We start from the raw sequence: 11050 nt of genomic DNA on the forward strand, positions 1-11050 counted from the left end.
CCCCCCTCCCTGACCCTCCCCCTCCCCGCAAGGGGGAGGGTGTCGACTGAAACATCGCTGCGTAATACGCCCAACATCGCGGCAGGCTTGCAGTCCTGCCGCCTTATCCCTAAAGCGTGCCTGCTCCAGACTTGAAAGACTTAGGCCATGGCATCTCTTCCCCAGGACAAGCTCGACGCGCTTGAGACGCGGTTCCAGTATGTCGAGGCAGCGCTTTCGGGCGGCGCCGGGCCGGAGGAGTTCGTCAAGTTTTCCAAGGAACATGCCGAACTGGCGCCAATCGTTGGCGAAATCCGGGCCTATAACAAGGCGCTGAGCGACCGGGCCGAGGCTGAAGCCCTGCTCAAGAGCGGCGACAGGGAAATGGCCGACATGGCCCAGGCCGAAATTCTGGAACTCGACGAGACCATCGAGCGGCTGTTCCAGGCGGTGCGTATCCTGCTGCTGCCCAAGGACGAGGCCGACGAAAAGTCGATTATTCTCGAAATCCGCGGCGGCACGGGCGGCGACGAAGCGGCGCTGTTCGCGGGTGACCTGTTCCGCATGTATGAGCGCTACGCCCAGGGCCATGGCTGGAAAGTCGCCGTTATGGAGGAGAGCCCCGGCGAAATGGGGGGCTTCAAGGAAATCATCGCAAATGTCTCGGGCAAGGGCGTCTATGCGCGGATGAAGTTTGAATCCGGCGTACATCGCGTCCAGCGCGTGCCGGCCACCGAAGGTTCGGGCCGTATTCACACCTCGGCAGCGACCGTGGCCGTGCTGCCGGAAGTCGAAGAGATCGACATCGAAATCCGCACCGAGGATATCCGCATCGATACGATGCGCGCCTCTGGAGCTGGCGGCCAGCACGTTAACACCACCGATTCGGCGGTACGCATCACCCATATTCCGTCTGGCATCGTCGTCACCTCGGCGATGAAGTCCCAGCACCAGAACCGGGCGCTGGCCATGCAGGTGCTGCGCTCGCGGCTGTATGACATGCAGCGCGCGGAGCGCGACAGCGCCCGCTCCGCCGAGCGCAAGGGGCAGGTGGGCTCGGGCGATAGGTCCGAGCGCATCCGCACCTATAATTTCCCACAGGGCCGTGTTACCGATCACCGCATCAACCTGACGCTCTACAAGCTCGAAAAGGTCATCGCCGGCGAAGCGCTGGATGAAATGATCGAAGCGCTGATCACCACCAGCCAGGCTGAACAGCTTGCGGCGATGGAAACCCCAAACTGAACGACACGCCCAGCATCGGAGCGCTGTGGCGCGGCTGGCGAGATGTACTCGGCCGGCTGGGCTTTGCCAGCGCAGCGCTCGACGCGAAGCTGCTCACCGGGCATGCGCTCGGACTGAGCACTTTGGAATTGGCAACGCGCGAAAATGAGCCGGTCGATGAGGTTGCTGCAGGGCGGGTCGCCGAATTGCTGCAACGCCGGATGAGCGGTGAATCAGTGGCGCGGATCATTGCCGAGCGTGAATTCTACGGGCTGGCCTTTCGGCTCAACGAAGCGACGCTCGAGCCACGGCCCGATACCGAACTGCTGGTCGATCTGGCACTGGGATTTTTGCCTGCGGGTGGGCGGGTGCTTGATCTGGGCACCGGTTCGGGCTGTATTCCGATTGCGATATTGGCCAACCAGCCGGCTGCGACGGCAGTTGCAGTGGACCTCAGTGCAAGGGCATTGGAGGCGGCGCAGGAAAACGCCGCGCTGCACGGGATGAGCGAGCGGATCGCGTTACAGCAGGGAGATTGGTTCGAGCCACTTTCGAGCGAGCGCTTCGATCTCATCGTCTCCAACCCGCCCTACATCACATCGGCGATCGTTGAGACGCTGGAGCCGGAGGTGAAGGACTTCGATCCGCGCCTGGCGCTGGATGGCGGGCCTGACGGCCTCGCGCCCTACGTTATTATCTGTGCAGAATCCGTTCGTTTTCTGAAGCCTGCCGGCTGGTTGCTGGTCGAGATCGGTTTCGACCAGGGCGCTGCAGTCAGCGCCTTGATGTTGCAAGCCGGGTTCGAGGAGGTCACGGTGCATCGGGATCTCAACGGACTTGATCGTGTTGTCGCAGCGCACCACATTTGAACAGATAAAACATATGGCGCGGTGAGACGTGCAATTAGTGCTGGCAAAGACGAAACGAACGATATAGTTTGTTGGTAGCTGTCAACGGCGCTTCATGAGCGCCACGGTGACTAGCCATCCGTTATATCCATTGGCTGCAAGGCAGCGCGGTTCCAGCAAAGGCAGGAACGACGCGGGATGGGTTCGGGGCGCCGTCAGACGGTTGGGTTTTCATGAAGCCAAGATAGACCCCGGTTTGCAAAGCCATAGTGCTTTATCCGGATGGCCAGACCAGGCAGGAAGCCGGTCCGCCCGCAGTGTGACGCTCATTTTTCTAGAGTCAGATAAAGCGACCAGATGAGACCCAATAGTAATCAGAATAACAAGAACCGGCAGCGCAGCCGGAATGGCGGACGCAAGCATGTCAATCCGCTATCCCGCAATTTCGAGAGCAATGGTCCGGACGTGAAGGTGCGCGGCAACGCTGCCCATGTTGCCGAGAAGTACCTGCAGCTGGCGCGCGATGCGCAGTCAAGCGGTGACTCGGTCATGGCGGAGAACTATCTCCAGCATGCCGAGCATTATTTCCGCATCGTCTCTAGTGCCGTGCAGGCCCAGAACGGCCAGCGGCCGGATGGCGACGACGACTATGATGACGACATGCCGGAAATGAATTCCCGCTTTTCGTCGCCGCTGCCCCAGCCGCAGCAGCAATATATCCAGGGTGAGGGCGACGAGCAGCCCGAAGCCAGCGAACAGCCCCGGCAGCAGCAGGGTGAACAGCGCCCGCCGCGGCAGGATGGCCAGCCCGAAGGTGAACGTCCACAGCGCGGCGATCGTCGTGATCGACCACGTCGGGAACGCTTCCGCCCGGAAGGCGAAGTGCAGCAGCCAGTCGTCGCCGAGCAGGCACAGCCGGTTACCGCCGAGGCCGTGGAAGTGGCTCCGGCTCCAGTTCAGGCTCCAGTCGAAGCCGAAGGCGAAACGGCCAAGCCGCGCGAGCGCCGTCCGCGCCGCCGTCGTACCGCCGCTGGCGAGGGCGATCTGGCCAATGCCGACGAACCAGATGTCGGTGGCCTGCCGGCCTTTCTGACGGCCGGCACGACCAACGCTGCCGAATAAGCGACACAAGATTTTTGAGAAAAGGCCGGACAGCAATGTCCGGCCTTTTTGTTTGAAAAACCGCTCCCATATATCGGGGTGTGACGGAGCAGTGCCGCGTGTCGGGCGTTTCATCAGACGACGCTTCCGCCGCGTGTTTTGGTGCCTTCGGGGCCGGGCAGCGGGCGAAACAAGGAGAGTTGAGTTGAATATCGAGAAATATACCGAGCGGGCTCGTGGTTTTATCCAGAGCGCGCAGACGGCCGCGCTGGGCAAAGGCCACCAGCAGTTCGCACCAATTCATCTTCTGAAAGTCTTGCTCGACGACGATCAGGGCATGGCCAACGGCCTGATCGAGCGCGCCGGTGGCGATCCCAAGGCAGCCCGAGCCGGCGTCGAAGCCGCCATAGCGAAAATCCCATCCGTATCCGGCGACGGCTCGCAGCTTTATCTCAGCCGCGAACTGGCGCGCGTATTTGACACTGCCGAAAGCGCAGCCCAGAAGTCCGGCGACTCCTACGTCACCGTTGAACGGCTGTTACTAGCGCTGGTGGTCGAGAAGGATACCGATGCCGGCAAGATACTGAGCTCGGCCGGCGTCACGCCGCAAACCCTCAACACCGCTATCGAAACCATCCGAAAAGGCCGCAGCGCCGATTCGGCCACAGCTGAAAACAGCTATGATGCGCTCAAGAAATATGCCCGCGACCTGACCCAGGATGTGCGGGAGGGTAAGCTCGACCCGGTGATCGGTCGCGACGAGGAAATCCGCCGGACCATCCAGGTGCTGAGCCGACGCACCAAGAACAACCCGGTTCTCATTGGCGAGCCCGGCGTCGGCAAGACGGCGATCGCCGAAGGTCTTGCCATTCGCATCGTCAATGGCGACGTGCCGGAGAGCCTCAAGAGCAAGTCGTTGCTGTCTCTCGATATGGGCGCTCTGATCGCCGGTGCCAAATATCGCGGCGAGTTCGAGGAGCGGCTGAAGTCGGTGCTTAGCGAAGTCACGTCCTCGGACGGGCAGATTATCCTGTTCATCGACGAGATGCATACGCTGGTCGGTGCCGGCAAGGCCGATGGGGCGATGGACGCGTCCAATCTGCTCAAGCCCGCCTTGGCTCGCGGTGAGCTGCATTGCGTTGGCGCCACGACGCTCGATGAATATCGCAAGCATGTCGAGAAGGACCCGGCTTTGGCGCGTCGCTTCCAGCCGGTGTTTGTCGATGAGCCCAGCGTCGAGGACACCATCTCGATCCTGCGCGGCCTCAAGGAAAAATACGAGCTGCATCACGGCATCCGCATTTCAGATTCGGCGCTGGTCAGCGCAGCGACGCTGTCCAACCGCTACATCACCGACCGCTTCCTGCCCGACAAGGCCATCGACCTGATGGACGAAGCGGCAGCGCGCCTGCGCATGGCCGTCGATAGCAAGCCGGAGGCGCTGGACGAACTCGATCGCCGCATCATGCAGCTCAAGATCGAGCGCGAGGCGCTGAAGAAGGAAACCGACGACGCTTCGGCCACCCGGCTCGACCGGCTTGAGAACGAGCTGGCCACACTCGAAGAGCAGGCCCAGGTGATGTCGGCCAAATGGCTGGCTGAAAAGGAACGCCTGCAGGGTAGCCAGAAGCTCAAGGAAGCGCTGGATTCGGCGCGCAGCCAGCTGGAAATTGCGCAGCGCCAAGGCGATCTGGCCAAGGCCGGCGAGCTTGCCTACGGCGTCATTCCCGATCTCGAAAAGCGCATCAAGAGTGCAGACGACGCCAATGGTGACGGCAAGGCCGATCCGCTGATGGCCGCCGAAGTGGTTATGCCGAGCGATATCGCCGGCGTGGTCAGCCGCTGGACCGGTATTCCGGTCGACCGGATGCTGGAAGGAGAGCGCGACAAATTGCTCAAGATGGAGGAGTCGCTCGGTGCCCGGGTGATTGGCCAGGCCGAAGCGGTGGCTGCGGTGGCGAAGGCCGTGCGTCGCTCGCGGGCGGGCCTGCAGGATCCGAACCGGCCGATCGGCTCGTTCATGTTCCTCGGGCCAACCGGCGTCGGCAAGACCGAGCTGACCAAGTCGCTGGCGCAGTTCCTGTTCGACGACGAGACCGCTTTGGTGCGCATTGACATGAGCGAGTTCATGGAAAAGCACTCGGTGGCTCGCCTGATCGGGGCCCCTCCGGGCTATGTCGGTTATGACGAAGGCGGCATGCTGACCGAAGCCGTGCGGCGCCGGCCCTATCAGGTCGTGCTGTTCGACGAGATCGAAAAAGCCCATCCGGATGTGTTCAACGTTCTGTTGCAGGTGCTCGACGACGGTCGTCTAACCGACGGGCAGGGGCGTACGGTCGATTTCCGAAATACGGTCATCATCATGACCTCCAACCTTGGTTCGGAATATCTGGTCGATCTCAAGGACGGGGAATCGGTCGAACTGGTGCGCGGGCGGGTGATCGACATGGTCAAGACGGCTTTCCGCCCGGAATTCCTCAATCGCATCGACGAGATCCTGCTGTTCCACCGGCTGGGTCGCGAACATATGGGCTCGATTGTCGATATCCAGTTCGGTCGCCTTTTGAACCTGCTGAAGGATCGTGACATCAGCCTCGAGCTGACGCCGCGGGCTCGCGAGTGGCTGGCCAACGAAGGCTACGATCCTGCGTATGGTGCCCGGCCGCTGAAGCGCGTCATCCAGCGTTCGGTGCAGGATGGCCTGGCCGATGAAATCCTTGGTGGTCGCGTCAGCGACGGCAGCCGGGTCGTGGTCGATGCCAACGAAAACGGCATCGTGCTGCTGCCGGGCGGCGCCGGCAAGGCCGACGCTGCGGCTTAAAATGCATATGGGCCGGTCACCAGACCGGCCCATTTTTGTTCATCAAAGCGCCTTTACGGCCAAGGTGTCATCCCGGCCTTGAGCCTGGATTCATCTCGAGATGTGTCCGCAGCCGCAAGGCGGTTCGTTCGATCGATCTGGCGCGTTGGGCGGGATCTCAAGATGGGCCCCGGCTCAAGGCCGGGGTGACATCAGGGTGCGACCAATCAAGTGGACCTCTTCCCGCCCGCCAAATTTTGTCTTAGAACAAATCAAGAACTTTGGAGTCCCCCATGACCGACAAACTGGACTATATCGAATTTCCTTCCACCAACCGCGCAGCCACGAGCGCCTTTTTTAACGTCGCCTTTGGCTGGGGCACGATCAGCTACGGCCCCGACTATGATGCACTGAGAGATGCCGGCCTCGATGGTGGCGTCGACCAGGCGCCGGAAAAGGTCGCGGCCACAATGGCCATCGTACGCACGGATAACCTCGACGACGCCGAGCGTCGGGTGCTGGCCGCTGGCGGCACGATTACCAAGCCGCAATTCGACTATCCCGGTGGCCGGCGCTTTCATTTTCGCGAGCCGGGCGGAAACGAGATGGCGGTCTATATCGCGCGGGAATAGTCTCTGTCGGAATCAACACCCGGACCCAGCATGACCCAGGAAATCGCCGCCCCGCAAAGCCGCCGCTTCGTGCTGGTGGCGGCGATCCTTGCCTCGAGCATGGGCTTCATTGATGGATCAGTGATTTCCATTGCCATCCCGGCGATCCGCTCCGATCTCGGCGCCACGCTGGCTGAGGCGCAATGGATCAGCAATGGCTATCTGCTGTTCCTCTCGGCACTGATCCTGCTTGGCGGCGCGGCGGGCGATCGCTTCGGCCTGCGTAAGATGTTCGGGTTGGGCATCGTGGTGTTCGTCGGCGCCTCGGTGATCTGCGCCCTGGCGCCAACGCCGCTGGTGCTGGTGATCGCCCGCGCCGTGCAGGGCATGGGTGCTGCCTTCATGGTGCCGGGCAGTCTTGCGATTATCGCCAAGGCCTATCCGCGCGAGGAACGTGGCCGCGCCATCGGCATCTGGGCGGCGGCTTCGTCGCTGACGTCTATCGCGGGCCCGATCATCGGCGGCTTTCTGCTCACCGCTCTGGGCGACTGGAGCTGGCGACTGGTGTTCGCGGTCAACCTGCCGCTGGGTATCGGCGCGCTGGCTCTGCTCTGGTTCAAGGTAGCGCCCGACCGCCCCGAGGCCGGCCGCAAGCTGGACGTTGCCGGTGCTGTGCTGGCGACGCTAGCGCTGATGGCGATCGCCTATGGCCTGACCGGGGATGGCAGCGACAGTGTTCCGCCACTATCCCATACGCTGCTGTGGTGCGGCGCGGGCATCCTGCTGGCGGGCGCCTTCCTGTTCTGGGAGCATAGAGCCCCGGCGCCGATGCTTCCCCTCCGCCTGTTTGCCAACAAGGGCTTTTCCGGCGCCAACGGGCTGACCTTCACCCTCTATTTTGCGCTGGGTGGTACAATGTTCTACCTGCCAATGACGATGATCGGCGGTTGGGGTGAAACGCCGGCTACGGTCTCGCTGGCTCTATTGCCCATGGGTATCCTGCTGACAGCACTCTCTTCCTTCAGCGGCAAATGGGCCGATCGCTTCGGCGCCGGCCCGTTGATTGCGCTCGGCTCACTCATCGTCGCGCTGGCCTTCGCCGTCCTTGGCCTCACCGCTCCGATGCACAATGTCTGGGGGGCCGTCATGCCCAGCATGGCCTTGCTCGGGCTTGGCATGGGCCTCGTGGTATCACCGCTTTCGACCGCTGTCATGACATCGGTGGAAGATAGTGAAACCGGCGTTGCCTCGGGCGTCAACAATGCCGTGGCGAGGGTAGCGGGTCTGGTCGCTGTGGCCTCGCTGGGCGCCATCGTCGCCAAGGTGTTCGAAGAGGCGCTGGGTTCTGCCGCCGAACTGCCGGTCTTCTTCGGCATCATGGCGACAGGCCTGAGTGCCGGCGATGAAGCGATCCGGCTGGCTGCGACCGACAGCGCCTTTGCCACGATCTGCTATATCACCGCCGGGCTGAGCCTGGTCTCGGCACTGGTGGCCTGGCTGACGCTGGAGCGGAAGGGTCGCTCCTAGGCGGACATCCCCGCCAGTGCGGGAATGGCATCTTCGATCAGGGCGTTAAGGTCGGCGTCGTGGCCTGGGCCACGGTAACCGGCGCCGGTTCCCGCGCCATCAGGTCGTTGATCTGCGCCATGGTCTGATGAAACTGCGCCTCATATTGCTGGGGCAGCACATTATCCTTGGGCAGCTTGACGCTGAGTGGATCGACCAGGTTGCCGTTGATCTTGATCTCGAAATGCAGGTGCGGTCCGGTCGATTGCCCGGTCGAGCCGACATAGCCGATCAACTGGCCCTGGCGCACGCGGCTGCCGACGCCGAGGCCGTCGACATAGCGCGACATGTGGCCATAGGCCGTCTCATAGCCGTTGACATGGCTGATCTCGACCTTGTTGCCATAGCCGGACGCCCATTTGTAATATTCGATGACGCCGTCACCTGCCGCATAGATCGGCGTACCAGAACGGGCGGCCAGATCGACCCCGGTATGCAGGCGCCGAGTCTTGAAAATGGGGTGAATACGGTAGCCGAAGCGCGAACGCAGGGTGCCGCCGCCTTCGAGCGGACGCCGATTGAGGAAGCGCTTGCCGGTTTCGCCATCTGGATCATAGAAGTCGATGACGCCATCGTCGGTCCCAAAGCGGTACAGCTGGCGCGTGGTGCTGCCCAGGGTCAGCCCGACGAAGAGCAGCTCCGTCTTGCCAGCGGCATCCGGGGTCGATTCCAGAATCTCGATGGCATCCCCGGCAGCGATCTTCTTGGTCATGTCCACGTCATAGGCAAACATGCCGATGATGCGCTCTATGGTGGCGTCGTCGAGGTCATGCTTGCGGCCGGTCTCCCAGATCGAGCGATAGACGCTCGGCAGGTTGGCGACGTTGACCTCTTCGGTGTCTTCCTCGGGGAACTGGATTTCGGCGGGGGCGAGGCCCAGCACATACTGGCCCTTGTCGGTCAGCGCGACCGTAGCGCGATGCACGTCCACATCGGCCCCGTCATCATGCAGGTAAATGCTAAGCCGATAGGGGATCAGCGTATTGGAGGTGCGCGACGGCCCGAACAGGATGCGCAGGCGCGCGCCGGATGGGAGATCAGTGGACGGGAAGACGTTCTGCAGCGTCGTGTCGATCGCCGTGATCATGGAGTCGGTGAAACCGTTGCGGCGCATCACGTCATTAAGCGGCGTGCGTTCGCGCATGGTGAGAATACGCTCCGATCGGCCAAGCGTCGCTTCGGCTGCCTGGACAGTCTGGGGCACCACGGTCACATTTTCTGCCACGCCACCAAGCGTCGTGCCGCCCGGCTGCATACCGAGGTCGCGTACCGACGGTCCGAGGGCGGCATAGGCAAGCGTTGGTGGCGTCTCGTCCTCGCTAAAGAAGGTCGCCTCGACCACGCTGCGCACATATTCTGCGGCGGACTGGTCGGAGATGGCGCGCGGCGGCACGAAGGTCATCGGCATGGCGGCAAGGCGCACGGCCACCTCGCCCTCGACTTCGGCGCCATAGACATCGGTATTGATGTCCATGCTGGCGGCGGTGGCCTCGATCGGCTGGGTAGCATTGAGGATGGCCACCGGATCATAGTCCGGCACCCCATCGGACAGAGAGGTAGGCGCGGTCGCGAGGGTGGCTCTGATGCGGATGAAGGGTTGGTTGCGGATCATGTCGCGACCATCGACCGTCTCGCGGATCGAAGCCTCGATGACCTCGAGGTCGGAACGGGTCGCCGTTACCGGGCGCATGCGCGAGGTCTTGGCCGATAGATCGGTCGGTGTCAGTGCCTCGGCCTTGGGCCGGGAGATCTGCAAGGCTTCGTAAGCGGTCGAGAAACTCGCTTGGCCCTGGAAGGAGACATAGAGTGCGGCGCCCATCAGCAGCACGCTGGTCAGGCCGGTCATTACCGTGCCCGTCAGCCAGGCAAAGCTCAGCTCGCGGCCATGCGGGATTTCGCCATCGGTCGATTGCACCGTCAGGGCCGGGCTGTCTTCGAAGCCCGCAGACTTCAGCAGCGCGGCATGACGGTTTCTTTGCGTTGCGTTCAACGCCTCATCCTTTGATCTGTCACGGCAATCCCCCGGATCCGGTCTTCTAGCCGGTTCTAAGCGCGCTGCGCTCGCATACGTGCGCGGAGTCTATATCACGCACCCACCTGATCCAAAATAAATACGGCGAAACTACGGGGGGCCTGCGAGGCTCGGGCGGCAGCTCATATAGAGTGAGCTATAGAGTGAGCTATAGAGGGGGTCGCAGAGGCCATCGGGAGAGACGGGGAGCCATAACCCCTGATGGCTCCAGCTTCGGGGATAATCCAACGTGCAACGTCGAGAAGCGCAAACGGCCGAAACGGGCGCAATCTCTGGTGCTTCAGTCGAGTTTTCCACACGCCGCATTTCGTGCCGGAACGAAAATGACGCTTTTGTCGTTTTTGGGGGTTTACAGAAAAACGGACCGCCCCTATAACCCGGTCATCGCTTCAGGGCGCGGCGCCAAACGGCTCCGGGCACCGAAGCAAGTCACTGAAATTGAAAAGAAATTTTCGAAATTAGCGACTGAAAAGCGGGTGTTGACACGAAAAGATGTGTCAACTATAACACCGCCACGCTGACGACGTTGAGTGCATTGCACTCCCACTGTTAGCGTTTTCTGACAAGGCAGGCTTTGCTGCTGGGCAACCAGTGACGAAGCTATGTTGCGAAAGAATTCTGAAAGCCTCGGGCTTTCATGACGTCCTAGCCAGTGATGGCAGTGAGGTCAGCTCTTTGACATTGTGAAGATAGAAGAAAGAGAAACGTGGACGGCGAGGTTCTTGCGAACGGAAGCTGGGGTTTACTCCGGTGGAAGTTACAAAGACTTTCGATGGGTGTACGTTTTCTTGAGAGAAAGCATAATGTTCTCGCTGACTTCGGTTAGCTGAGGATAGTGTGAGTTCTCGTCAATCATGCAAACGTGCATTCAGCGACCATGTCAGATTTC

8 protein-coding genes are annotated in these 11050 nt (G+C 61.7%); 7 read left to right on the forward strand and 1 reads right to left on the reverse strand.

The genetic code is table 11. The features are described from left to right. Window positions 1–147: 147 nt before the first annotated feature. The 6 genes from prfA to WH91_RS05490 all read left to right on the forward strand — a co-directional run bounded on the left by prfA (window position 148) and on the right by WH91_RS05490 (window position 8090). Window positions 148–1224 carry a peptide chain release factor 1 gene (gene prfA, locus WH91_RS05465; RefSeq protein WP_046170001.1) on the forward strand — a complete coding sequence of 359 codons (1077 nt, stop codon included), beginning with the start codon at window positions 148–150 and terminating at the stop codon, window positions 1222–1224. A 23-nt stretch (window positions 1225–1247) separates the two neighbouring features. Continuing rightward, window positions 1248–2072 carry a peptide chain release factor N(5)-glutamine methyltransferase gene (gene prmC, locus WH91_RS05470; protein WP_046170002.1) on the forward strand — a complete coding sequence of 275 codons (825 nt, stop codon included), beginning with the start codon at window positions 1248–1250 and terminating at the stop codon, window positions 2070–2072. Between the two features lie 336 nt (window positions 2073–2408). Continuing rightward, a complete protein-coding gene (locus tag WH91_RS05475; protein ID WP_046170003.1) occupies window positions 2409–3173 on the forward strand; it encodes a DUF4167 domain-containing protein in 765 nt (254 codons plus the stop codon). Window positions 3174–3357: 184 nt separating this feature from the next. Then, window positions 3358–5973 (forward strand): ATP-dependent chaperone ClpB, encoded by a 2616-nt coding sequence (gene clpB / locus WH91_RS05480; protein ID WP_046170004.1) that lies wholly within the window; start codon window positions 3358–3360, stop codon window positions 5971–5973. A gap of 272 nt (window positions 5974–6245) precedes the next feature. Then, entirely contained in the window at window positions 6246–6584 is a 339-nt protein-coding gene (locus tag WH91_RS05485; RefSeq protein WP_046170005.1) for a VOC family protein, read from the forward strand. A 30-nt stretch (window positions 6585–6614) separates the two neighbouring features. Then, window positions 6615–8090: an MFS transporter gene (locus WH91_RS05490; RefSeq protein ID WP_046170006.1), complete on the forward strand. Its 1476-nt coding sequence runs from the start codon at window positions 6615–6617 to the stop codon at window positions 8088–8090. 37 nt (window positions 8091–8127) lie between these two features. Here WH91_RS05490 and WH91_RS05495 read toward each other — a convergent pair whose 3' ends face one another. Continuing rightward, window positions 8128–10119, reverse strand: a complete 1992-nt coding sequence (locus WH91_RS05495) for a M23 family metallopeptidase (RefSeq protein WP_046170007.1) — start codon at window positions 10117–10119, stop codon at window positions 8128–8130. Window positions 10120–10484: 365 nt separating this feature from the next. On the opposite strand from WH91_RS05495, the gene WH91_RS24135 reads away from it, so the two are divergent. After that, window positions 10485–10682 carry a hypothetical protein gene (locus WH91_RS24135; protein WP_143078226.1) on the forward strand — a complete coding sequence of 66 codons (198 nt, stop codon included), beginning with the start codon at window positions 10485–10487 and terminating at the stop codon, window positions 10680–10682. Window positions 10683–11050 lie beyond the last annotated feature (368 nt).

The organism is Devosia psychrophila, from assembly GCF_000971275.1.
Classification (GTDB): Bacteria; Pseudomonadota; Alphaproteobacteria; order Rhizobiales; family Devosiaceae; genus Devosia; species Devosia psychrophila.

Bases quoted from the DNA above. Each gene is read 5' to 3' on its own strand.
- WH91_RS24135 (WP_143078226.1), top strand. From the start codon at position 10,485: ATGACGCTTTTGTCGTTTTTGGGGGTTTACAGAAAAACGGACCGCCCC.
- WH91_RS05490 (WP_046170006.1), top strand. From the start codon at position 6,615: ATGACCCAGGAAATCGCCGCCCCGCAAAGCCGCCGCTTCGTGCTGGTG.
- WH91_RS05475 (WP_046170003.1), top strand. From the start codon at position 2,409: ATGAGACCCAATAGTAATCAGAATAACAAGAACCGGCAGCGCAGCCGG.
- WH91_RS05485 (WP_046170005.1), top strand. From the start codon at position 6,246: ATGACCGACAAACTGGACTATATCGAATTTCCTTCCACCAACCGCGCA.
- prfA (WP_046170001.1), top strand. From the start codon at position 148: ATGGCATCTCTTCCCCAGGACAAGCTCGACGCGCTTGAGACGCGGTTC.